This window comes from Desulfoluna sp. (genome assembly GCF_030145185.1).
Lineage (GTDB): Bacteria > Desulfobacterota > Desulfobacteria > Desulfobacterales > Desulfolunaceae > Desulfoluna.
The window spans coordinates 40,549-64,813 of sequence record NZ_JAQYWB010000002.1 but is presented as its reverse complement, the minus strand read 5'-3'; the positions used below and the strand labels follow the sequence as shown (position 1 = coordinate 64,813).

Below are 24,265 nucleotides of genomic sequence, written 5' to 3'. Positions count from 1 at the left end.
TCAGCTTTTCCTGTATATACGAATAGTCAACAAGGTGTCATCTGACGCACTTCCAGATGTGCCGTGGCGAACAGGATGATCCTTTTTGATCGCGTGGTGTGTTTGGGTCATGGATTTTTTGGACTCCCCTGTATCGGTTCCCGGCGCGGCTCTCTTTAACTGAACCCCAGGCATCACCATGAATAAATCGACGTTCTCTCTTCTTTCGCTCTGGCTTTTTGTCGGTGTGCTCTTCTCGTGGTTTCTCCCGGTGGGTGGTCCCCTTGCAGGGGCCCAGGCCACGGCCGGGGAAATTCGCCTGATTCCCATTTCCGGGGAGGTGTCCCCTTCCATGGCCGCCTTCATTGCACGGGCAGTGAAAGAAACCGACGGGGCGTCCCTCGTCATTTTTGAGATGGATACCTTCGGTGGCCGCGTGGACTCCGCCCTGAAAATTGTGGATACGATTACCTCCCTTGAGGTTCCCAGCGTGGCCTGGGTGAAAACCAAGGCGATCAGTGCCGGTGCCCTGATTGCCCTCTCCGCAGATGCCCTCTACATGGCCCCGGGCACGACCATCGGGGACTGTGCCCCCATTGCCGTGGGCAAGGAGGGTCCCCAAATGCTGGGCGAAAAATTTCAGTCCCCTCTTCGGGCCAAGTTCCGGGCGCTGGCCCGAAAAAACGGCTACAGCGAATCCCTGGCCGAGTCCATGGTGACCGCCGATCTGGAGATCGTTGCGTATGAGGCAGAGGGAAAAACCCTCTATATGGAAGCGCAGGCCTACGAGGACTTGAAGGAGAAGCCCGAACACGTTCGGACCGTGGTGCGCAAGGGGGAACTCCTCACCATGGATGATGTGGAAGCCAAGGGGTTCGGTTTTTCCCGGGCCACGGTAAAAACCACCGCCGAGGTGGCTGGGGCCATGGGCCATGGTGCCCTGCCGGTGACGCGTGTCATCCCCTCCTGGTCCGAAGGGCTCTCCGGCTGGATTCTCTCCATCGCCCCTGTTCTTATGATGATCGGGCTGGGGGCTCTCTACACCGAACTCAAGGCCCCGGGATTTGGCATCTTCGGGATCGTGGGCCTCAGCGCCCTGGGGCTGGCTCTTTTCGGCCATCATATCGCCGGGCTCGCCACTTATGCGGAGATTCTGATTATCGTCATGGGCCTGCTGCTGATCATTGTGGAGATTTTTATTCTCCCCGGGTTCGGGGTGGCAGGCATCAGCGGGTTTCTGCTGGTGATGATTGGCCTGATCCTTTCGCTTCAGGATTTCGTATTGCCTGACCCCACCCTGCCCTGGGAGGGCACCCTGTTCCGGGGCAACCTGTTGACCGTGGTGATCTCCGTCGGGGCCTCCGTGCTCATGGCCGTCATGCTCTTGCGTTATCTTGTGCCCGCCATGGCAGGCCGCGTGAGCGGACCCTATCTGGATGCAGACCTTAAAGCGTCCAAAGCCGATTCCGAGGAGACCTCTCGGATCGCCGTGGGAGAGAACGGCGTCGCTCTCACCCCCCTTCGTCCGGCAGGCAAGGCGGAATTCCATGGCGAGCCCTTTGACGTGGTCACCCAGGGGGATTTTATAGATCGAAGCGACCCCGTTGTGGTGACCGCTGTCGAAGGCAATCGTATCCTTGTGGCCTGGAAGGGGCCATCTTCTGAATCTGTCTCTTAAAGGAGTCAACCCACGATCATGAAATTTGCTTTCGCCATTTTTTTCCTGCAACTCACAGGGGCTGCCGCCATCATTGCAGAGTTTCTCATTCCCTCTTTTGGGGTGATCTCCGTCATCGCTGCGTCGCTTCTGGGTCTCTCTCTCTATATGGTCTTTACCGAGGTTTCCAGCCAGATGGGCTATGCCCTGCTGATTGCCGACCTCTTCCTGGTCCCCGCCGCCATTTTTTTGGGGGTCAGACTCTTGGAACATTCCCCGATCACCCTCAAGCAGCAGTTGAAACGATCCGAAGGTGCCACCTCACAGAAAAAAGGCCTGGATCATTTCGTGGGGCTCGAAGGACGTGCCCTGACCGATTTGCGCCCATCGGGCGTGGCCCTTTTAGGTGACGAACGCATCGATGTGGTCACTCGTGGCGAATACATCGAAAAGGGGAGTCCCCTGCGGGTACTCTCCGTCACCGCCAACCGCGTGATTGTCAAAAAGGTGGGGTAGAAGGTGGCTTTTTTGTGCCCCTTGGGTCCTCCCCCTGTGACACCGTGGGCAGTTTTTAGACGAAACCCGGTCTTTTGGAAGCGGAAGGCCATTTAGATAACGCGTAACCCAGGAGAATACATGAACCCGAATATGATTTTAACGTTTGTCGTCTTGGCCATTGTGCTGGTGATTCTGTTTGTCATCGGCTCCGCCATCAAGCTCTGGATTCAGGCCCTGGTCTCCGGTGCCCATGTGGGGATGTTGAACATTGTCTTTATGCGGCTCAGGAAGGTCCCGGCTCCGCTGATCATTGAATCCAAGATCATGGCCGTGAAGGCGGGAATCGATATTGACACGGACATGCTGGAATCCCATTTTCTGGCTGGCGGTAACCTGGCCCGTGTGGTCCAGTCCCTTATCGCGGCTGATAAAGCCAACATCGAGCTGGAGTTTAACCGTTCGGCGGCCATTGACCTGGCCGGACGTGATGTGCTCGAAGCCGTGCAGATGAGTGTCAACCCCAAGGTCATCGAGACCCCGAAAATTGCCGCCATGGCCAAGGACGGCATTCAGCTGAAAGCCCTGGCTCTGGTGACGGTTCGCGCGAACCTCGATCGCCTGGTGGGGGGCGCCGGTGCCGATACGATTCTTGCCCGTGTGGGCGAGGGGATTGTCTCCACCATTGGTTCTGCGGAGAACCACAAGCAGGTTCTGGAGAATCCGGACCGTATCTCCAAGACCGTGCTTGCCAAGGGCCTCGACTCAGGGACAGCCTACGAGATTCTCTCCATCGATATTGCCGACGTGGATGTGGGCAAGAACATCGGGGCAGATCTTGAGACCGATCGTGCGGAAGCCGACAAGAAGATCGCCCAGGCCAAGGCCGAAGAGCGTCGTGCCATGGCGTATGCCGTCGAGCAGGAGATGAGTGCAAGGGTTCAGGAGATGCAGGCCAAGGTCGTTGAAGCCGAGGCCCAGGTGCCTCTGGCCATGGCCGAAGCCTTCCGCAGCGGCAACCTTGGCATTATGGATTATTACAAAATGAAGAACATCATGGCCGATACCGATATGCGCAGCTCCATTGCCGGTGACGAGAAAGGGCCGGATGACAAGGAGACCACCTGATGAGTGGCCTGAAGTTTCTGATCACGCTTTTTGTGATCTACCTGATCTTTCGCTCCATCATGAGGAAGGTTCTCTCTGCCGTGAATTCGGAAGGGGGCGGAGCCCTGAAAAATAAAATGGGCAACGTGATCCAGCAGATGAAGCAGGAGATGGAGAAGGCCAGGCTCGAGGCGGAGCGGGAAGCTTCAGGTACGGACGCAGAGATCCTTATGGATGATGACCCCTGGGAGGAGCTTCGGGGGGCGGATGTACCTCGTTCAGAGGTTCTCTGCGAAACGGATAGCGATCTTCCTGATGCGCCCCGTAATCGCTGGGAGGCAGAAGAGGAACGACCCTCTCTCCATGAACGGTGGGAGGTGACGGATGAGAGTCCGTCTTCCCAGGAACGGTGGGATGCTGTGGACGAGACCCCCTCCCTTTGGGACCTTCCCGGGGAATCGGAGGCCGCACCCTGCGTCACCCGCAAACGTGTGGGGCCCTCTGAGGTGCCGGAGGACAGGTGCCGTGGTCAACGAAAACGGCGGCGGCGTCTTAAAGAGGCGGTCATCTGGAAAGAGATTCTCGACTCGCCCATAGGGATGAGGTCTTAAATGATGTGCCGGTGAGGTGGTCCATGGATTTGCCTCACCCACCAGGCGTGTTTCCACGAGGTTTGTCTGTCTAAGACATCCCGTGGAAACAGCGTCTCCCTTCATGCTTTTCCTTGTTTTTCCAGAATTCCTCTGAACGGTTTTCCCATTGCAAAACCCCGGATCCACACGTATAGTGCCCTCTCTGTGGTTGAACGCGCCTTTTTAAAAAAAGGAAGGGGCGAGGTCACTTGGTTGGCCCCCGTCAGAACCGCCGGAGGCCAAACTTTTGAACAGTTAGATAAACAGGTCTTGAATTATAATCTTGGGTAAATCTAAAGCCCAAGGCACGTTTTTGCCCCGAACTTTAACCATAGAAGGCACAAGCTGAAGAGTGACCCGATGATATGAATTCGTGGAAGAGGGAGGGGTGGACGCAGGGTATGGAATGTCTGGCGTACAAAATGATTCGATTGTTTTTTCTGCTGTTGGGCTTGATCCCGGAGCGGCAGGCCGTGCGGATGGCCCATGCCATCGGTGGTCTCTGGTATCGTCGTGATGCGCGTCATCGTCAGGTGGCGATAGACAACATGACCCTCGTCTTTGGCCGGGAGAAGTCCCGCCAGGAGATTGAACGCCTCAGTCGGCAGGCCTTTGATCACATCGCCCTGGTTCCCTTTGAAATGGGGCGCAGTCTGCGCTGGGGCTGGCAGGAGATCAAGGCGCGGTTTCGCCTTTACGGGGTGTACCATCTGGCTGCGGCTCAAAAAAAAGGCAAAGGGGTGCTGGTGCTGACCTGCCATATGGGGAACTGGGAGTTTCTCCCCACCTCCATGGGCATCACCGGGTTTCAGATCTCGGCGGTTTACCGCCCCTTGGATTTTAAGCCCATGGATCGGTTTATCCAGGAGATGCGAGAGCGCTTCGGCTGCCGCATGTACCCGACCAAAAAAGCCGTGAAAGGCATCCTTCAGGAACTCAGCGAGGGCAACGCCGTGGGGCTTTTAAGTGACCAGAACGCCCCCAAGCCTCATCAGAGTGTCTTTGTCGACATGTTTGGTAAGAAAGCCAGCGCCAACAATGGGATCGCCCAATTGGCTTTGTCCACCGGCGCCCCCGTGATTCCCTATTTCGTGGCCCGGGACGGCCGGTTTGTCCGCGGGGAGTTCGGCCCGGAGATCCCCCTTGTCAACACGGGTGATTTTGAGGCCGATGTCCAGACCAACACCCAGAACTTCAGCTACGCCATAGAGAAGATGATCCTCAAATTTCCGGAGCAGTGGTTCTGGGTGCACAACCGGTGGAAGACCCGTCCCCCCGAGTGACGCCGAGGGGTAAGGTTGCAGGAAAAAATAAAAGAACAAAAAGCAATGCCTCCGGCGGCAAGGTGATGCCACCTTGAAAGCGGGTTTGCGAATGCTCCCCGGCTATCGGTACTTGCGGCACCCCGCCTCCGCATTCGCGTGAAGGGTGAGGGGGTGCCTCGTGTGTCGCAAGCGCATAAGTTACCGGTGCTTCCGTATCAACTCATGGGTAGACATGAACCGGATTAATTCCGGCGGCAAGGTGTGCCACCTTGAAAGCAGGTTGCAAATGCGCTTTGCCCCCATGTCACGGCGTAGCCGCAGGCGAAGACGGATCGCTTGTCGCGCCGAAGCCCATTGATGTCGGTCGAACGGTGACGCATGAACATGGGCGTAGGCGGACGTGTCACGCCGGAGGCTTTTGCTTAGGCGGACTTGTCACGCCGGAGGCTTTTGCGTAGGCGGATTCCTCGGGTCAAATCCCAGCGGTATTCCGGCAAGCCACGGTATCATTATTTGTTCCCACCAACCCAAACGACGCATTCTGTTCGTTTCATGCCAAAGCCCTGAGTGATCCGTTGGGATCAGACAGGGCTTTTTGTTTTTAGGGGCATTTTTTTGATGACCACCCTGTCGCTGCAGGCCAGCTTTAATTAAATTTATACTGCACGCTGGTACCGATGATCCAGAGGTCCTTTTCATAGGTGATGCCGTGGCTGTCGGTGTCTTTTTCGTAGAAGAGCTTGGTGGCGCCGACGTTGAATTTAAGGCCCGGCTTCGGCTCGATCATAAAGCCTGCGGAGAGGCCGTGGTAGACGTTCTTGGAGATGGCGGTGGAGTATTTCTCTTTGTCCTGTCCGGCGTTGGAGTAGGAGTAGCCCGTGCTCACCTTGAGGGTGGGGGTGAGGGCGTACTCTCCGGCCAGGGCGAACTCTACTCCGTTGTCGAGCCCTTTTTCCACCCCCTCCCAGTCGATGTCATCATGCCAGGCGTAGCTGATGTCCGTGGCCAGGGTGAGGGCTTCGGTGGCTTTCCAGGAGGCGCCCAGGGCGGTCATGGCGGGGAAGTCCTTGCGGGAGGTGTCGCCTTTGGCTCCAAACGTTGGGGATTGTGATAAGACAGGTGCCGCTGTTCCATCGATTTTGTCCACGTCCCACTCTACCCGGGTGCGGAACTCGTGGCGAAAGCCGATGTTGAGGACCGGGCTGGGGGTGTAGTTGACCCCGATGATGGGGGCGAAGCCGGTGCCGGTTTTTTCATAGTCCAGGACTTTTCCGCCGTCGATTTCGTACGTGTTGGTGCCGTAGACCAGTCGGCCGGTCAGCGAGAGAGAGAGGGTGTCGCTCACGGCATAGGCGCCGCCCACGTAGGCCCCGATCCAGGCCGAGGCCACCTCTTCCGTCACGGCGGCGCCTACGGGATGTTTCGATAGAAGATCGGCCACCTGCTTAGTGGTGATCCCCATCTCTTTGTTGAGTATTCCGTTGTCATACTCCAGCGATCCTCCGCCCCCGATGACCCCAAATCCTGTAAATCCACTCCATTTTTTTCCGTTCTTCAAGACAAAAAAATCAGGCACAACGGTGGTGAGGGTGGTGGTCTCGTGTTTTACCCCGTCTTTGGTGTGGCTGTATGCCTTGGGAAGGATCTGGTTTCCCGCCATGATGTAGGTGCCCTCGCCCAGGCGGATGGTGCCCGCCGGGTTGTAGAGGACGGTGTCCACGGAGTCGGTGGCGGCGACCCGGGCCGGCATGCGGGTCCAGTCCGCGCTTAAGTTGGTGTTGTTTTCGATGAGGGTCGCGCTGGCGGGGGAGGCGAAGACGACCCCCGTGACGATGGCTAAAATGGCCGCGATGTTTTTTTTCATCTCAATGACGTCTCCTTGCCGTGGATGCACCTCTGAACGCAACTTCAGGGAACATCAAGCGTTATAGGTGCTTTACATGTGACGGTTGGTTTGCAACCCAACCTAATTCCAGGGTTTGAAAGCCACATCGACAGGTAAATTCATAACTTTAGTTAGGCAGCTAAGTACCGTACTGTTTGACTTTGATTACCGATTTTTCACTTGTGAATATTTTGATTGATATAACTACAAATAGGGTCTCCCGGCATAGAGTGGCCCCTGCCTCTTTACTTTATTTTATGACCATGGTTGCGTACCAATTTTCCTTAATTTTTAAAGGGGGGCAGGTGGGGTGTCACTCTTCGGTGCCGCCGCAGGGATCCGTCGATTTCAGCGCGTGGGGCGGGCCTGACTTTTTTTCGTGGTCAGGGTGGATGCGGCCCTACATCAGCAGCCGTTGTTGTCCGGTTTTCTTAGAAAAATAGAGATAAACGATTGTTCGGTTATGCAGGGTTGATGATAAACGGCCCCTCTCTCCGCGCGTTCTTTTGATGTGTAATGTCCTCAATCTTAGAGCGTTGGCTCGGGCGGATCGGGTCATGGCGCAATGAGAGAGGCCATCGATCAACAAGAAAGAAGGCTATATTAAAAATGAATGAACGTTTGTTTATCATTTTTTGACTGTAAAATTTAAGGGGGTTGCGGCGCCTGTCCCGTCCCCCTCTGGCCTGGTAGGTTGGGGGTTCTCTTGGGCGCAGGGCGATTTATCTTTGAACAGTAAAAATATAAACGAAGGATTGTTTCAAAAAAGCGGTTCAAAAAAATGATGAGAATGATTTAGTTAGTCTTCTCCTTAAACCACTTGATTTATGTACTAAAAATATATAGACGGGATCGTATGAATTTAAACACCGATGCCGTTATCAGAAACAAAAAGGTTTAATGAGCGTTCATTTGTTTAATCATGTACATTTCTCGATGCGTGCTGGGACGCCAAACGGGAGGGAGGTGTCGATGACCGCTGAATTGGAGAGAGGATTTAGTCCGAAGGGTGAGAAAATCAAACAGAATACCGTGAATTACATTTTGCATTTTTGAAACGACTGAAAATATGACGGCAAAGAACTGTCATTACGATTTATTCCTTAGTCCTGATTGTTTTCTCATGAAATATTCGGGATAGGGGTGACGTGAGTGTGGCCCTTGACCCCTGATGTCTGACGAAGACAACGGGTCCTGAGGAGAGCCTTTCGTTTGCACGCCCTGTTTTGTTAATAAAGCCATATTCATGGTGAATGAGTCATACTGAAAGGTACGGATGATGAAGGAGAGAACAAGCGCGTACTACGAGTCGGAGGCGAAACTATTTTTTGACGCCACGGTTCATATCGACCCCACCCCCTTTTTGGCCCCCCTGGCGCAAGCACTTCAACCCGGGGCCCGTGTCCTTGATCTGGGCTGCGGCTCCGGCCGTGACCTGCTCTGGCTGAAAAATAAAGGTTTTTTTCCCCATGGACTGGAGCCGTCTTCCGCCCTGGCCGCTCTGGCGGAAAGGCATTCCGGGTGTCCTGTGACCCTCGGAGACATCCGGTCCACTGAGTTGCTTTCTCAGCCCTGGGACGGCCTTCTGGTCTCCGGTGTCCTGGTCCATCTTCCCCACGCCGCCCTCCCGGAAATTCTTTCCCGGCTCGCCAGCGCCCTGGCCCCCGGTGGCCGTCTCTATGTCTCCATTAAGGAGGGGGTGGGTTCCGCCAAAGACAAAGATCATCGCACCTTCTATTATTGGCAGGATTCCGCATTCAGAAGAATGGCGAAAAGCGCCGGGTTGATCTGTCTTTCCATGTCCCGTTCCCCCTCGGCACGGGGGGGCGATGATGTCTGGCTGGGGTATTTGTTTGAAACATAGGGCCGTCCCTGCTTTCCAGTCTCGCTGAGACTCTTGGCCTTCGTTCCTCGGGCCAAATCACATCCGCATTTGGGCCGATGTAAATCTGAAATATATATTTAAGGCCTTTTTGTTAAACCCGTCTTTATAAAATCAGGCAAAAGTTTAGCCCCCGGTAGGCCCGCCGTGGAGGTGCTCAATACCACGTGACTCAGTGTGAAAAGGTGATGCGGATCCGGGTGCCGCTGCTCTGGGAGGTGATGGCAAGGTGCCCGTTGGATTGATCGCAAACCCGTTTGACGATGGACAGGCCGATGCCGTGTCCCTGGCTTGATGTCCCTTTGACGAACGGGTCCGTGATCTGGTCGATGATGGCCGGGTCGATTCCCGGGCCGGTGTCTTCCACCTCGATGAATGTTTCGGAAAGGCGGATGATGACGGTGCCTGAGTGGGTATAGGCGCAGGCGTTGCGGATCAGGTTGGAGACGGCCATTTTAAAATCGGAGCCTGACATCGTCAAGGCTGGGGTGCCGGTGCACTCAAAGGCGAGGGTGATCGCCTTTCCCTCCACGAGGTAACGGCTCTCCTGGATGGCCTGTTCCACCAGGGGGCGGGCCACACATGAGGCGTTGCCGGGGGCGTTTTCTTCTCGCGCCTTTTGCAGCAGGCTCTCGATGAGGTGTTCCATTTCGGTGACGGAGCGCTCGATGCGTTTTAAGGGCCGTTGGATTTTTTGCATGTCCTGCTCGGGCAGCTGGTTCAGGAGCTCCACGGCCCCTTTGATGACGGTGACGGGGGTCCGAAGTTCATGGCTGGCATCCCGGGTGAACTGCTGTTCCCGTTCGATAAAGGTCCGAATGCGTTTGTTGGTTTGGTCCAGGGCGCGGGCAAGAGAGCCCACCTCGTCATGGGCGTAGTCCTTGGCAAACCCCACCGGCAAATCATCGGGCCGGGACCGGCTGACCTGTTCGAGCAGGCGGGACATGGGATGGATAAGCAGGTGGGCGTTGGCCAGGCCCGCGATGAAGCTCAAGACGGTGGCCAGAAAGAACCCATAGAGAAACACACGGGACACTTTTTCACGAAGACCGAACCGTTCCTGAAATCCCCCGTCATCCATGATGAAGTAGAGTGTCTTGTTTTTGTCGGGAAGACTGCGGATGAGGTACCGGTACAACTTCGGGCCACCGATACCCTCGGAACCGCTTGAAAAATAGTTTCCGTCGGGCAGGCTTTGAATGGCCACCCGAAAGTCGGTGGGTACCTCGTTGATGTCGTCATAGATGTTAAGGAAAAGACTTCGGGTCAGGAGAGGCTCTTCTTGTCGGGCATACGTGTCCAGATAGTTTTTGACCTCTTCCTTGACCCGAAAGTCCTCCATTTTATTATGCATGCGACGCATCTGGTCGGAGACAGCCCATCCATAGCCCAGGGTCAGCAGGGAGCCGAAGAGGACAAAAGAGATAAAGACTCGAAACGCATGGGTTTTGAAAAAAGGCGGCTTGAATTCCATGGGAGGGCCTTGGCCAGGGGTCATGACGCCTCCTCCATTCGAAAGCCGATACCGTGGAGAGTATGAATCAGCGGGCTTGCAAAGGGTTTGTCGATTTTATTGCGCAGGGTGTACATGTGGGTTCTCAGGGCATCGCTCCCCGGTGGGGTGTCTCCCCAGAGGGCGCGTTCCAGTTCATTGCGGGTGACCACTTGGGGCGATGCGTGCAAAAGAATTTTCAAAAGAGTGAGGCAGGTGTTGTTCAGCTCGATATTCTGGCCCTGGCGGTGCACCTTGAGGGTGGCCGTGTCCAGGGTGAGATTCCCGACCTGAAGCAGGGAGCCCTCGGATCTGCTTAGCCGTCGTGTGAGGGCCTGAACGCGTGCGGCCAACTCTTCCAAGGCGAAGGGCTTCACCAGATAGTCATCGGCCCCGGTGTGAAACCCGGCCAGCTTATCGTCCAGGGTGTCCCGGGCGGTGAGCATGAGGACGGGCGTTGTTTTCCCGCCTTCCTGCCGGAGTTTCGTGCAGAGGGTCAGCCCGTCCATCCCGGGAAGCATCAGGTCCAGGACGATCACGTCGTACTCCCCGGTGAGGGCCAGGTGAAGGCCGGTGATGCCGTCCATGGCAAAATCGGAGACATGGCCGCGGGTTTCAAAATAGTCGCCGATGTTTTCGGCAATGTCCCGGTTGTCTTCAATGATCAGAATGCGCAAATGGGGCTGCTTCATTTTATGGGTCTCTTTGATGTGATGTATTTATTTAAGCCTTGTTCTTATCAGATCAGGTTTGAAGCTGTCACCTTTTGGATGGTCTCCCACGCGGTATGGAGGGTCACTCGGGCCGTCACCAGGTTGCCCTGGGCGCTGACCAGATTGTTCTGGGCTTCATTGAGTTGCACCACGCTTGTCAGCCCTGCCCGGTACTCCTGCTCCACCAGGTCTCGATTTTGGCGGGTGAGGGTGACGGTTTCGACCTGTAGTGCCACCTGCTTGAGGGCTGTCTTAAACTCTTCCAAGGCGTCGCTTACCTCTTGCCTCACCGTGAGTCTGAGGTCTTGAAGGGTGTAGAGGGCTTCTCTGCGTGTTGCCTCGGCTTTTGCCACCTTTGCCCGGGTCTCTCCGCCAGCAAAGAGATTGATTGCCATCGTTATCGCTATGCTATTTCCCTGGTCATCCGAGTCATAGGCGGCACTCCCATTCCGGGCTCCAGAGACGATGCCCGAGAGACTGACCGTGGGGTAGTAGTCGGCGCGGGCAATGCCGATGGCGCTGGTGGTCTGTTCCAGCACGTAGTGGTTTTGGGCCAGGTCTGGGCGATGGACCAGGGCGATGCGAACCAGCTCTTCCCTTACAAGGGTGTGGTTGTTCCAGTCGCCGCTTTCCTGAAGGGGTGTCAGGCTCATCCCTTCTTGGAAGGCGGTTTTCTCGACGCCCATGAGCGTGGCCAGGCCGGTGAGAGCGATGGCGTAGGTCTTCTCCACATCCATGAGTGTGGCTGAGGCTGTGTTGACTTGGATTTTGAAGTTGAGGACATCACTCAAGGAGCCGGCCCCCACGTTGTGGCGGGCCTCGGCTTCGGTCAGCTGTCTGGCGTTGTAAGCCCTGTCTGAGCGTGCGATGGCGATATCCGCGGCGGCACTCTGGAGGCTGTAGTAGCTCTGAGCCACATTGAAAAGCAGCAGGCGGCGAGCGTCCTTTTCCTCCTCAAAGGAGACGCTCTCGCCTTGGGTGGCAGAGTCCAGCGCATGGGTTCTGTTGAACCCATCAAACAGGGTAAGCGTTGCGATCAGCGATGTCTTATAGGCTTCGTACGCGTCATCCCCCCCTGAGCTTGTTGAGTTATCTTCCCGAGTGAGGGAGGTTTCGGCGTCGAGGCTGGGAAGCCAGGCGGCTTTTTCCTGCCTGACCTGTTGCCGGGCCTGCTCAATCCGCTCCTTCATCGCCAGGAGGGAAGGGTTGCCGGTGACAGCCAGCACTTTTGCCGTGCCCAGGTCGAGGACCTTGAGGGTGGCAAGCTGCTGGGGGGTGGTGTGGACTCCTGCTGAGGCCATGGGGATGGCCGCGGTGAACAGTGCCACGGCGCTATACAAGAGGGCATGTATTTTTCGATTCATGGGGCTTATCCTTTGGGTATGAGTGCCATGGTGTCCGTGGCAATGGCCGTGTTTTTCTGGGTAGTCATTTCGGGAGCCAGGATCTTTCCGGCATCGCTCACCCTGTATGCGGGCTCGACACTCTCACGGCTTTGTGGCGTCCTGTGAAGCAGTCGGGCGGCAAGGCATCTGGCATCATTTAAGATGACCATCAACCCGGGAATCAGCAGGAGGGTCAAGAGGGTCGCAAAGGTGAGGCCCGCCGCCAGGGAGACGGCCATGGGGATCATGGTGGTGGCCGCAGAGTCGGTTTCCAGAATCAGGGGCAAGAGCCCGCCCACGGTGGTGACGCTGGTGAGTATGACCGATCGGAAGCGCCGGACTCCCCCTGCGACCACAGCCGGAATCATGGGCATTCCTTCTTTCAGGTTGCTGTTGATCCGGTCGATGAGGACAATGGCGTCGTTGACCACAACGCCGGTGAGGGCCACCATGCCGAAGACGCTGAACATGGAGAGGTTCAGGCCCATGATAAGGTGGCCGAGGGCCGCACCGATGAGTCCGAAGGGAACCGTGAGGAGAATGATCAGGGGCTGCAGGTAGGAGCGGAACATGGTGGCCACGATCATGTAGATCATCAGCACGGCCAGGGGAAGCCAGATGGCGAGGCTTCCGTTGGTTTCTTTGTCTTTTTTGGCGTTTCCTTCCAGTTTAACGCGAACATTCCAGTCCTTTTCCAAGTCACTGAAAAATTTCCCCTGCAGCTGTGCCAAGACCTCGCCCGAGACGATTATGGTGGTGTCCACGTCGGCGCTGACCATCACCTGGCGGCGATTGTCGGTGCGCTTGATGGTGGAAAAGCCAGGGCGGATCTCCACGTTGGCCACGGCCTTCACCGGGACCCTCGTGCCGTCGGGGGTGCTCACCATGAGATCCTGTAGACTCTCAAGGGTGCTTCGTTCCTCTTCGGTGTAGGTGACCCGGACGTCCACCTCATCGTCGCCCCTCTGAATGGTGATTGCGTTCTTTCCGAAGTAGGCCGCGAAGGCTTGATCCGCTATATCTGTCACCTCAATTCCTAAGTTACGTGCCTCTGGTTTCAGGGTAAAGCGGACCTCCTTTTTCCCTGGGGAGCTGTCATTTTCGATACGAAAGACCCCGTCGATCTGTCTGAGTCGTTCCATCACCACCGCAGAGGCCCCGGTGAGGTTCTCAAGGTTCTCGCCTTGGAGGCAGATTTCAATGTCTCCCCCTGGCGGCCCTCCCCCGCCTGAGGTGTAGGTGAGTTTCTCCACGCCGGCGATGGGTCCCACTTCCTTTTCCCAGGCGCGGCAAATGTCACGGGCATGGATGCCTCGGTCCGAGTCGTTCAGCAGGGCCACCTGGACCCCTCCGAGGTTGGCCCCGGTGGAACCGGTTGCGCCGATGTGATTCTCCACCCCCTGGCCTGTCACGGTGATGAGGTTTTCAATTAAGGGGGCTCCCGATTGAGTTTCTGTTTTTTCAGCCAGGGAGAGCATGCCCGCCTCGATGCGTTTCACCGCGGCTTTTGTTACCCCATAGGGGGTGCCTTCGGGGAAGGTGAGCTGGGCGGCAATTTCATACCCGTCCCGCTCGGGAAACATGTTGTACTTGAGCAGCCCCCCCTGGAAGAGTCCAAGGGTGATCATGGCAACGGCAACGGCGACGCTTGCGGCCAGGTAACGGTGATGGATTACCTTTTTCACCCATGATTGATAGAGGGTCTCCGCTACATACTCCATGCTTGCCACGCTGCGGTCGTGAAACGCCCCAATACCACGCAGCAAGGCGAATAGGGACCTTTCAGGGCGGTTTGGATCGGGCAGATTGGAGAGGTGAGCAGGCAGGAGGATCGTGCACTCTATGAGAGAAATCAGGAGACAGCCGATGACCGCCATGGCGAGTCCGATGATGATTTTTCCCAGGACGCCGGCCACATGCATCAGGGGCAAAAAAGCCACAACGGTGGTGGCCACAGAGGCGATGACGGGGAGTCCCACCTCGGTGAGGCCGTTCATCGCCGCGGCAAGGGGGCTGGCGCCGTTTTTTCTCTGAACGTAGATCGCTTCTCCCACGACAATGGCGTCATCGGCCACGATGCCCAGAACCATGATGAGCCCGAAGAGGGTGATTGAATTTATGGTGTACCCGGAGAACCAGAGGACGGCGAGGCCACCGGCCAGGGAGGTGGGGATGCCCATGCCGGCCCAGAAGGCCAGGCGTGTGTCGAGAAAGAGCCAGAGAACAGCGAAGACCAGCACCAGCCCCATCAGGCCGTTTCCGGTTAAAATGTCTATGTTGGCGCGTATTTTTGCGGTGCTGTCGGATAAAATGATGATGCGCGTCCCCGGGGGGAGGGTGGGGTTCTTCTCAGTCACATAACGCTTGATTCTGTCGGCGATGGTGATGGCGTCTTCTTGTTCCGTCTGTTTCACATCGATCACGGCCATGGGGCTGCCGTCGGCCTGGAAAGAGAGGTCGTCCTGCTCGAAATCATCCCGGATTTCTGCCAGCTGGCCCAGGGTGATGGCTTCCCCCTTATCTCCCGCGATCACGACGATGCCGGCCAGCTCCTTGCTGGAGTACCGCTTGCCCACGGTGCGGACACTGAACTCCTCACCGGATGTTTTGATCGTGCCGCCGGAGAGGTTTAAGCTTGAGTGTGCGATGGCAGAGGTCACATCCGAGAGGGTGAGATTATATTTTTGTAAGGCCTGTTCGGATATTTCCACCGTCACCTGATAGTCTCGTGTTCCGGCCACGGCTATCTGGGAGATTTCGGGAAGACGCTTGAGCTCATCTTCGATGGTGTCGGCCCATTTTTTGAGGGTCACTTCATCCATGGGGCCCGTCACCCCAAGGGCCATGACATGGGAGAGTTTGGTGGGGATGGTGACCACCGGGTTGTCAGCCTCTCCGGGGAAGGTGGAGATCTGATCGATTTTGTTTTTTACCCGGTCATACAGCGTGTTGACATCGTACCCGTAGTTTACGGTGATGTTGGTGGAGGAATGCCCCTCGACGGAGGAGGTGGTGTAGGTGTCGATCCCTTCCAGGGAGTCGATGGCGTCTTCCACTTTTCGAGAAATCCCCTCCTCGACATCTTCTGGAGAGGCGCCATCCCAGTCAAGGTTTACCGTCACGGAATCCAGGGTCACGGACGGAAAATCTTCTCGGATCATGGTGTGTGCGGCCACCATGCCGCCGAGAAGGACGACAACAAGAAGAATGTTGGCAAACACCTTGTTTTGCACAAAGGCTTCAACGAGTTTATTCATGGGGTGTCTCCGGCGGCAAGCTCTTTGGGGGCCTGTATTGTGAGCAGGGCACCTTCCAGAGGGGAGGTCAGGCGACTCGTGATGACCATGGCTCCGGGTGCGAGCCCCGAGGAGACATAGGTGAACCCTTCGTGTGTGTATGGGGTATCAACCTGGACGGTTTTAAGTCGTCCGTCCTCTGCGACGTACACCTTTCCGTCATAACTGACGGCATGGGATGGGAGGGGGATGAGGTTGTCAAAGGTGCGTCCGGGAATGGATGCCTTGCAGAACATGCCTTCGGTGACGGGAAACCCGACCTGTTTTTTCTGGTCAATGCGGATGGCCACATAGACGGTCCGGGAGGCGGTGTCGTAACGTATGACCCGGTCCAATGTACCGGATGCCGTTGCCATGCCGTTGGTCCAGGAGACCTGGCAACGGTTTTTTTTCAGGGTGCCGAACCAGGTGGCCGGGGCCGAGTTTTCGTCAAACGCGAGATACGTCGCCGCTTCGTCTCCCTTGATGGGCACGGCCATTTCGAGGATGGCATCATCGGCGAGGGTGATCACCTCGGTTCCCGCCGTGACATAGTGCTCTTTTTCTATGGAGACGGTTTTCACCCGGGCTTTGAACGGGGCACGGATCACCGATTTTTTAAGGTTTAGGTTGGTCTCGGCCAGGACGTATACCTGTTGGTCCACAGAGTCCTTGGCTGAGTTGTAATTCTGCTCGGCGGTTTCCACAGCGGTGAGGCTGCCTGTCTTCATGTTCTCAAAGAGGGTCTGGGTCCGTTCGTACTCCTTTTTCAGAAGGTCCCGATTTCGCGTCAGGGTGACAAGACGACGGGTGGCTGTGGTTTTTTCCAGCATCAGTGCCTCGGTGTCCAGACGGAAAAGCACCTCTCCTGCATCGATCACCTCTCCTTCCTCAAGTCTCGGGTGAATAGCCACCACCCGGCCTGAACGTTCAGGGGCAAGGGCCACCGTATTCAGGGCTTGGACTTCACCGTATCCAGAGATCATGGACTGAACCTCCTGCGGGCGGCTTGCCGTCACATCCACAGCAAGCTTTAGCTCGGGCATCACATTTTCTTTGGGGGGCTTTTTCAGGCTGGCCAGGGCCGTCATGGAGACGGCCCCACCCAAGAGCACCAGGGTACATAGCAATGCCTTGGTCATGGCTTTTTTATGTTTCTTTTTTTCCGGCATCTGGTTTCCTTATAAATGTGAGAATCGCTATTTTTAGGTACCAGGGTAGACCAGGGCGGGTGAAAGGGATGTGAAACCGGTGTGAATTTTTTGTGAAATGGTCAGGAAGAGAAAGGGGGACGGTTCTTCTCGCATCTGCTGTGTTATAAAGATCACGGTTATCAGAAACACCGTAACACGAGGAAGTATATGCGAAAGCTGACAGGCTCTTATCACTCTTTTTTTTACCTCTATGTCATCGCCATCGGCGTGTTTCATCTGTACACCGCCGTTTTTGGAAATTATGAGGCCTACCTCCAACGGATGATTCATTTGACCTTGGTGTTTCCGCTGGCCTTCTGTTTTTTTCCCGCCACCGGCACGTCCCCTGTGGACCGGCCGACCTGGCTGGATCTTTTTCTGGCTTTTCTGTCTCTTTTGCCCGGAATATGTGGTGTGCTCTGCTACGAGGACATCTCCATGCGCATGGTGCAGGTCTCCGAGGTCGCCCCCCTTTATTTCTGGATGGCCCTGTTGCTTACCGGGCTGCTCCTGGAGGCGACCCGGCGTGTGGTCGGGCTTCCGCTGATGCTTGTTGCCGTTTTTTTTGGGGCCTATATGTACTGGGGGCACCTGGTTCCGGGGGTGATGCAGGGCATGGCCTTCAGCCTGGATGAAATCGCGGAGCTCCTTTACCTTACGGACGAGGGGATCTTCTCCATTCCCCTGGGCGTGTCGGCCACCTTTGTGATTATTTTCCTTATTTTCGGTGGATTTCTCGAAAAAAGCGGAATCGGCGAATACTTCATGCGGTTTGCCCAGGCCTTTGCCGGGACCACCCCGGGGGGCCCGGCCAAGATCGCCGTGGTGAGCTCTTGCCTGTTTGGCTCCATCTCCGGATCGGCCGTGGCCAATGTCTACGGCACCGGCACCTTCACCATTCCTCTTATGAAGCGCATCGGTTACCCCAGCCATTTCGCTGGGGCCGTGGAGGCTGTGGCCAGCTCCGGGGGGCAGATCATGCCGCCGGTGATGGGGGCCGGGGCCTTCATTATGGCGTCCCTTCTTGGCATTCCTTTTAAAACCATTGTGATCGCGGCCACCCTGCCCGCCATTCTTTACTATGTGACCCTTTTCCTGATGGTGCACCTGAGAGCCGTTAAGATCGGGTTGCGAGGGCTCTCTGCCGAGGAACTTCCCAGCAGGAAAAAGGTCATCAAAGGCCTGTACAACCTGATCCCCATCGGCGTTCTGGTTTTTATGCTCCTGACGGGGTCCACCCCGATGCGTTCGGCTGTCTGCGGCATTGTCCTGGCCTGGGTGATTTCTCTCTTTAACAGGGAGTCCCGCATGGGGCCCCGGCAGGTTCTCGATGCGATCTATACCGGCACCCGTCATATCACTGTGGTGGCCATCGCCTGCGCTGCGGCCGGGATTATCGTGGGGTCGGTCTCGCTTACGGGGGTGGGGTTTAAATTTGTGGGGCTGGTGACCTCTCTGGCCCAGGGGGTTCCCTTTGCCGCCCTGATGATGATCATGGTTGTCTCCCTGATCCTCGGCATGGGGTTGCCCACCGTGGGGGCCTATATCCTGGCTGCGGCCCTGGGCGTTCCGGCCCTTGCTAACCTGGGGTTTGAGCCCCTGGCCTCCCACCTGTTTGTTTTTTATTTTGCCATTATCTCTGCCATCACTCCCCCTGTGGCCCTGGCGGCCTATGCCGCCAGCTCCGTCGCCGGTTCGGAGCCCAACCGAACCGGGCTCCAGGCGATGCGCTTAGGGGTGCTGGCCTTTGTCGTTCCCTTTGCGTTCTGCTATGATCCGGGTCTGCTTCTCTGCGGGACCTGGGTGCAAAATAGCCTGGCTGTGCTGGGGGGGCTTTCGGGTGCTGTGGCCTTTGGGGTTGCCTTGGAAGGGTATCTCTTCACGCCGTTGTCTCTGCCGGTTCGCATCGTATTGATCATCGCTGCCGTTGCCTGCTTTACCCCTTTTGTCGGCGTGAAACTGGGGGGCATCGGTGTCGTTTTGATCAGCGCCCTGATGTCAAAAGCCAAACGGGGCCGCAGCGGCGAACGTTTTAATCATGTACCACACGAGAACAGGAGCTTGTCATGAAACGAATGCTTATCGCCTTTCTGGGGTTTTTTCTCATCGCTCTCGGGGGGCGGCTTGCCGGTGCCTCGGATCAGCATATGCGATTCATGGCGGGGCCTCCCGGAGGAAACTGGTTTGCCATGGGTGGGGCCTTTGCCGATCTGTGGACCCAAGACGTTGTGCCGGTCACAAGCGGCACCGGCGGCGGCTTGAGCAATGTGATCAACGTGTCCCGGGGCAAGGGAGATCTGGGGCTGACTGTGGCCTCTGTGCTGGGGGCCGCCCAGAAAGGGGAGGGGCCCTTTAAACATAAAATGGCCGATGCCCAGAACTTTGCCAACCTGTATCGTCAGTACACCTATTTTGTCGCCCGCAAGGGGTTTGTCGAGAAATACGGCATCAAGACCCTGGGGGATATCATTCGCAAAAAAGTGCCGGTTCGGCTCTGTACCCTGAAGCCAGGCACCTCCTCAGAGTTTGTGATTCGCTCGATTTTTGAGAAGGGATTTGACGCGGACTGGAAAGATATTAAACGAAACGGCGGCTCCGTGCAGTTTGCCACGTATTCCGGAGGGGCCAACCTCATCGCCGATGGCCACATCGACCTGTTTGCCTTTGCCGTGGGCCGCGCCGCCTCCATCGTGATGAAAATCGAGAGCCAGACGGAGGTTGTCATCCTGCCCGTGGATGAGGTGGCGCGTACCAGTATGGCCCGGGCTTACGGCACCACCACCTTTGAGGTGGACCAGGACCTGTATCAGTCCGTGACCGGGCCGGTCCCGGTGGTGGGGGATTATACCTGCATCGTGATTCGTCGCTCCGTCGCCGAAGAGACCGCCTACAACCTGGCAAAATCTCTCTACGCCCATCGCGAGAGCCTGGCGTCCGTGGTGAAAGACTTGGGGGAGATGAGGGCCGACGAAGCCGTCAGCCCCGGTATTGTCACCCACCCCGGTGCCGAGACGTTCTGGCGTGAAGCGTCGCGGTGACCGCAAATGGCCTTATAGGGTTAACGCCGGGTGAACCATAGAGCCTTAGGTCCCAGGGCGAAAAGCGTGCCTCCGGCGGCGAGGTGGGCCACCTCGAAAGCGGGTTTGCGAATGCTATACGGCTGGTGGTACCCGAGACACCTTGCGTTCGCATTCGCGTGACGGCTGAGGGATGGCAACGGATGTCGCAAGGGCTTGAGCTGCCTGTGCTTCCGTATCAATTCACGGGTTGACATGAACCGGAATAACTCCGGCGGACCGTTTAAAAAAAACTTGCGCCAGTGCAAAAGTCTCCGGTGTCACACGCCGCAAAATCTTTCAGGTGGTAACAAAGGTGGGGCGGCCGAAACGTTTTTAAAACCTGTTTGTCAAATTTTTTAAAAGTTTGGCCCCCGGCAGGGCCGCCGGAGGCTTGTTTTTTTACAGGGAAACGCCCAGGTGCTTCATGAGGTCGTCGCGGGTGATGATGGAGCGAACGTCTTCCACGTATTCCTGGACGTTTTCGAGGCCGCCTTCCTGGCGATCGATGAGGGTGATGACGCGGACGACTTCGAGGCCCTGGACGCGGGCGCGTTCGATGGCTTTTATGGTGGAGCCGCCGGTGGTGATGACGTCATCGATGATGACCACTTTCTCGCCCTTGGCCATGTCCCCTTCTACCCAATTAATGATGCCGTGGTCCTTCAGCTCTTTGCGGATGGAGAAGGCTTTTATGGGCTTGTCCCCCAGCTCGGAGGCAAACGAGGTGGCCACGGCGATGGGGTCGGCACCGAAGGTGAGGCCGCCGATGCCGGTGATGTCCAGGTCTTTCACGGCGTCAAAGACGAGGTTACCCACAAGGAACATGCCGCGGGGGCTCAAGGTGGTGGGCTTGCAGTTGACGTAGAAGTGGCTCATTTTGCCCGAGGCCAGCTTGAAGGTAGCCTCTTCGGAGAATTTGAAGGATGTTTTACAGACAATATCTAAAAGTTCGTTTTTCATGGAGGTCTCCTTAAAGAGTTCCCGATAAAAATCGGTTGCTTTTGTGATAGGTGCTGGCTATGTAAAAAAGGTTACGGAGAGAGTCCGACCTGTAGATACAGGAAACCTCCACTGATGGAAGAAGCCTTTGGGATAGTCAGTGGAGGCTCGCACGTAAGGAAAACCGTTTTGCGGCACTCCTTGACTCGTGCAAGTCCAATTACCAGAAAATGGGGTAAAAAATCAACGGGAATCGTTTCATCGGAAACGGATTTTCCCTTCGCGTCCCGCCTCTTTACCCTGGACCGGAGCCTATGACACAGCCAGACAATACGGATGAAGCCGTTATCCGCCTTTTCAATGTCAGCAAGCGTTTTGGCGCCAAGCTGGCCCTTTCAAATATTACCCTCGACGTCCACAAAGGGGAGTGGCTCTATGTGACCGGCCCCTCGGGTGCCGGCAAGTCCACCCTTCTCAAGCTCTTCTATCTGGGAGAGAAGACCACCAGCGGTCAGGTGCTTGCCTTCGGCACCAACATGAACCGTCTGGCCCCTCGGGATGTGCCCTTTCTTCGCCGTCGCTTCGGGATTATTTTTCAGGATTTCAAGCTGATTCCCAACCGCAACGTGTTCGAGAACGTGGCCCTGGTCCTGGAGGCCCGGGGAGAGCCCCAGAACATGATCGACAAGCGCGCGCGAAATATTCTGCGCCATGCCGGCATGGACAAGCGCATGGAGGCCATGCCCACGAGTCTCTCCGGTGGAGAGCAGCAGCGGGTAGCCGTGGCAAGGGCCATTGCCGGCCAGCCGGACGTGATTCTTGCCGACGAACCCACCGGCAGTCTGGACCCGAGATCGGCAGAAATTATCATTGGACTGCTTTCCGCCTACCATAAAAAGGGGGCCACGGTGATGGTGGCCACCCACGACAGGGACCTTCTGGCGCGTAAGCAGGGGCGTATTATCCGGCTTGAAGAGGGGCGGCTGGTGGCCGCAGAGCCGGTGACAGGGGGGCGAGCATGAAGCGATACATGAAACGGACCGTGAAGGATTTCACCAGCCATGCCTTTCTCCACAGCATCACGGTGGTGACCATTGCCTTGACGATTCTGATAGCGGGCGCTTTGCTCCTGGTGGTGGAGAACGGGGAGACGGTGATCGCCTCATGGAAGAACGGGGTGAGGATCATGGTGTACCTGAAGGGCGATGCCGGATCGGCAGAGGTGACGGAGGCCGGGCATTCTCTGGAGACCATGGGGGGGGTGGCAAAGGTCTCTTTTATCTCCCGCGATGAAGCCCTCACCGATTTAATGGAGAGCATGGAGGGGCAGGTTTCTCTCTTCGAAGGCTTGGGTGAGAACCCCTTGCCTGACGCCTATGAGGTGGAGGTGACGCCGGAGGCGGCGCAGTGGGACCGGGTGAAGGCCATGGCCGCGGCCATGATGCGACTGCCCGCGGTGGATGAGGTGGAGTATGGCCGTTCCTGGCTGGCTCGGGTTTCCCGTTTGCTGGGGATGATGGAGCTGGCCGGCATCGCTTTGGCCGGACTCTTTTTTATCGTCGCCCTGTTTATCGTTTATAACACCGTGCGTCTGGCCCTGTATTCCCGGCGGGATGAGATTGAGATCATGCAGCTCGTGGGGGCCACCGGTGCGTTTATCAAGATCCCTTTGTACCTGGCAGGGGTGATGGAAGGGGCCATGGGCTCGATTCTGGCCCTGGTGACTCTGTTCGGGGCGTACGCGCTTTTTGCCGCCGGAGCGGGAGGGGGAGCCGATGCCTTTCCCTTGTCGTTCCTCTCTCTGGGCTCCATGGGGGGCGTGATTCTTTATGGCATTTTTGTGGGGTGGTTTGGATGTTTTTTGTCTCTGCGCGAGTTTATGAAAGAAGCCTCCTCCTGATCCTTGTGTGTGTGCTCCTCGGGGGACCTGTTGCGGCGGCCGGGCGGCCGGATCATGCCGTGGTGGTGGCGGAGGCCCTGAACGTGAGGCGGCAGCCCAGCGCTTCGGCTGAGGTGCTCTGGGGTCTGTCACGCGGGGACGTGGCGGAGGTGATCCGTCATTCTGGAGGCTGGGCGCTGATTCGATTCAAGAAGCGCAACGGATATATTGCCGTCTCGGAGCAGCTGGCGGTTCTTTATGTCGCCAAAGAGAGGCAGACGATCAAGACGTCGGCAAAGAAAACCGCTCCTGTCGTGGAGAAAACAGCCCAAACGACCCTGGTGGATATCCGCCATGCGGTGCAGGTCGAGGAGGCGTCTCTGACGGCGGTTCGCAAGGAAGAGCGGTCGGTGATTCGGGAGTTGGATCGGTTCAACAAGTCTTTGGCCCTGGCCCGGAAGAAAGAGCGCGGGCTGAGCCGCAAGCTGGCGACGGTCGAGAAGAAGGTGGCGGGGGCCCTGGCGGACAAGGCGAAGGTGGCCGCCGACATCCGCATCGGACGACGACGCCTGATGGCCCGTCTGGTCGCCTATCACAAGCTGAATCAGATCGGTGAGATGAACACCTTTGCTTCTTCGGGGTCGTTTCACGACATGGTGGTTAAAAAAAAGGCCCTGACCACTATCCTGGGGCGTGATGCCGATCTGTTGGCGCACTATGCCGCTCTGCTGAAGAAGAAAGACGCCGCGGAATCGCGGCTGGCCGCCGAGCGGTCGGCCCTGGCCGCAGCCATGGCCGCCCATGGGGCCGTGCTGGCCGATGTAGAGGCAAAATATCAACATCGGGCGAAGATGCTGAAGGCGGTTCGTGAAAAAAAAGTGCTCAGCCTGGCGGCGATTGCTGAAATGAAACAGGCTGAACGCGCCCTGGCGGCCAAGGTAGAGGCGCTGATCAAGGCACGCAAAGCCCTGGCATCAAAAAATCGCTTTGTTCGGTATAAAGGCTTGTTGAAATATCCGGTAACCGGTAAAATTGTGAATACCTTTGGACGCCATAAAGATTCCCGCATGAACCTCACCACCTTTGAAAATGGGATCAATATTCGGACCCAGCGAGGGGAACCGGTCCATGCTGTCACCTCCGGTGACGTCCTCTTTGCCGACTGGCTGAAGGGTTACGGGAACCTTATCATCGTCAATCATGGCGAGAACTGGTACACCCTTTACGCCCACGCCGATGAGATGTTCAAAGAAAAAGGCGACCGCGTGGATGCGCGGGAAGTGATCGCCACTGTCGGAGATTCCAGCCTCTCCGGACATCCCGACCTCCATTTCGAAATTCGACACCACGGCAAACCCCTCAACCCCAGCCCCTGGTTTAAAAAATAGTCACTATTCAGCGTCCAAAATAGCCTCTGGAGGCCTGCCT

General features: G+C 56.8%; 18 protein-coding genes. 11 read left to right on the top strand and 7 right to left on the bottom strand.

Annotated elements, in window-relative coordinates:
* Positions 1–178: 178 nt before the first annotated feature.
* The 5 genes from Q1Q75_RS00725 (at position 179) to Q1Q75_RS00705 (ending at position 5,153) form a co-directional block, all read left to right on the top strand.
* Complete coding sequence (locus Q1Q75_RS00725; RefSeq protein WP_300667039.1) at positions 179–1,657, top strand: NfeD family protein; 1,479 nt, start codon at positions 179–181, stop codon at positions 1,655–1,657.
* Positions 1,658–1,675: 18 nt separating this feature from the next.
* Complete coding sequence (locus Q1Q75_RS00720) at positions 1,676–2,152, top strand: NfeD family protein (protein ID WP_300667037.1); 477 nt, start codon at positions 1,676–1,678, stop codon at positions 2,150–2,152.
* Positions 2,153–2,272: 120 nt separating this feature from the next.
* Complete coding sequence (gene floA / locus Q1Q75_RS00715; RefSeq protein ID WP_300667035.1) at positions 2,273–3,259, top strand: flotillin-like protein FloA; 987 nt, start codon at positions 2,273–2,275, stop codon at positions 3,257–3,259.
* The gene (locus Q1Q75_RS00710) at positions 3,259–3,849 is read left to right on the top strand and encodes a hypothetical protein (protein ID WP_300667033.1); all 591 of its coding nucleotides are present in this window, start codon (positions 3,259–3,261) and stop codon (positions 3,847–3,849) included. The genes floA and Q1Q75_RS00710 overlap by 1 nt, the downstream gene beginning before the upstream one ends.
* Before the next feature lie 443 nt (positions 3,850–4,292).
* Positions 4,293–5,153 carry a lysophospholipid acyltransferase family protein gene (locus Q1Q75_RS00705; RefSeq protein WP_300667030.1) on the top strand — a complete coding sequence of 287 codons (861 nt, stop codon included), beginning with the start codon at positions 4,293–4,295 and terminating at the stop codon, positions 5,151–5,153.
* 628 nt (positions 5,154–5,781) lie between these two features.
* Here the strand turns inward: Q1Q75_RS00705 and Q1Q75_RS00700 are convergent.
* Positions 5,782–6,999: a hypothetical protein gene (locus tag Q1Q75_RS00700; RefSeq protein WP_300667028.1), complete on the bottom strand. Its 1,218-nt coding sequence runs from the start codon at positions 6,997–6,999 to the stop codon at positions 5,782–5,784.
* A 1,297-nt stretch (positions 7,000–8,296) separates the two neighbouring features.
* Here Q1Q75_RS00700 and Q1Q75_RS00695 point away from each other — a divergent pair.
* Positions 8,297–8,884, top strand: a complete 588-nt coding sequence (locus Q1Q75_RS00695; protein WP_300667026.1) for a class I SAM-dependent methyltransferase — start codon at positions 8,297–8,299, stop codon at positions 8,882–8,884.
* Between the two features lie 190 nt (positions 8,885–9,074).
* On the opposite strand, the gene Q1Q75_RS00690 is transcribed toward Q1Q75_RS00695, so the two are convergent.
* The 5 genes from Q1Q75_RS00690 to Q1Q75_RS00670 form a co-directional block, all read right to left on the bottom strand.
* The gene (locus Q1Q75_RS00690; RefSeq protein WP_300667025.1) at positions 9,075–10,400 is read right to left on the bottom strand and encodes a HAMP domain-containing sensor histidine kinase; all 1,326 of its coding nucleotides are present in this window, start codon (positions 10,398–10,400) and stop codon (positions 9,075–9,077) included.
* Positions 10,397–11,071, bottom strand: a complete 675-nt coding sequence (locus tag Q1Q75_RS00685) for a response regulator transcription factor (RefSeq protein WP_366945130.1) — start codon at positions 11,069–11,071, stop codon at positions 10,397–10,399. Before Q1Q75_RS00685 ends, Q1Q75_RS00690 begins: the two co-directional genes overlap by 4 nt.
* 62 nt (positions 11,072–11,133) lie before the next feature.
* Positions 11,134–12,471: a TolC family protein gene (locus Q1Q75_RS00680; protein ID WP_300667021.1), complete on the bottom strand. Its 1,338-nt coding sequence runs from the start codon at positions 12,469–12,471 to the stop codon at positions 11,134–11,136.
* A gap of 5 nt (positions 12,472–12,476) precedes the next feature.
* On the bottom strand, positions 12,477–15,749 hold the full coding sequence (locus Q1Q75_RS00675) for an efflux RND transporter permease subunit (RefSeq protein WP_300667019.1): 3,273 nt from the start codon (positions 15,747–15,749) through the stop codon (positions 12,477–12,479).
* On the bottom strand, positions 15,746–16,939 hold the full coding sequence (locus tag Q1Q75_RS00670) for an efflux RND transporter periplasmic adaptor subunit (RefSeq protein WP_300667017.1): 1,194 nt from the start codon (positions 16,937–16,939) through the stop codon (positions 15,746–15,748). The genes Q1Q75_RS00675 and Q1Q75_RS00670 overlap by 4 nt, the downstream gene beginning before the upstream one ends.
* 189 nt (positions 16,940–17,128) lie before the next feature.
* On the opposite strand from Q1Q75_RS00670, the gene Q1Q75_RS00665 reads away from it, so the two are divergent.
* Complete coding sequence (locus Q1Q75_RS00665) at positions 17,129–19,030, top strand: TRAP transporter permease (protein WP_300667015.1); 1,902 nt, start codon at positions 17,129–17,131, stop codon at positions 19,028–19,030.
* Positions 19,027–19,998 (top strand): TAXI family TRAP transporter solute-binding subunit, encoded by a 972-nt coding sequence (locus Q1Q75_RS00660; protein WP_300667013.1) that lies wholly within the window; start codon positions 19,027–19,029, stop codon positions 19,996–19,998. Before Q1Q75_RS00665 ends, Q1Q75_RS00660 begins: the two co-directional genes overlap by 4 nt.
* A gap of 420 nt (positions 19,999–20,418) precedes the next feature.
* Here Q1Q75_RS00660 and pyrE read toward each other — a convergent pair whose 3' ends face one another.
* The gene (gene pyrE, locus Q1Q75_RS00655) at positions 20,419–20,979 is read right to left on the bottom strand and encodes an orotate phosphoribosyltransferase (protein WP_300667011.1); all 561 of its coding nucleotides are present in this window, start codon (positions 20,977–20,979) and stop codon (positions 20,419–20,421) included.
* A gap of 293 nt (positions 20,980–21,272) precedes the next feature.
* Between pyrE and Q1Q75_RS00650 the strand changes: the two genes are divergently transcribed.
* From Q1Q75_RS00650 to Q1Q75_RS00640, 3 genes are read left to right on the top strand one after another with little or no spacing between them, the layout of a single operon-like run.
* On the top strand, positions 21,273–21,980 hold the full coding sequence (locus Q1Q75_RS00650; protein WP_300667009.1) for an ATP-binding cassette domain-containing protein: 708 nt from the start codon (positions 21,273–21,275) through the stop codon (positions 21,978–21,980).
* On the top strand, positions 21,977–22,858 hold the full coding sequence (locus Q1Q75_RS00645; protein ID WP_300667007.1) for a permease-like cell division protein FtsX: 882 nt from the start codon (positions 21,977–21,979) through the stop codon (positions 22,856–22,858). Before Q1Q75_RS00650 ends, Q1Q75_RS00645 begins: the two co-directional genes overlap by 4 nt.
* Complete coding sequence (locus Q1Q75_RS00640) at positions 22,813–24,225, top strand: peptidoglycan DD-metalloendopeptidase family protein (protein WP_300667005.1); 1,413 nt, start codon at positions 22,813–22,815, stop codon at positions 24,223–24,225. The genes Q1Q75_RS00645 and Q1Q75_RS00640 overlap by 46 nt, the downstream gene beginning before the upstream one ends.
* Positions 24,226–24,265 lie beyond the last annotated feature (40 nt).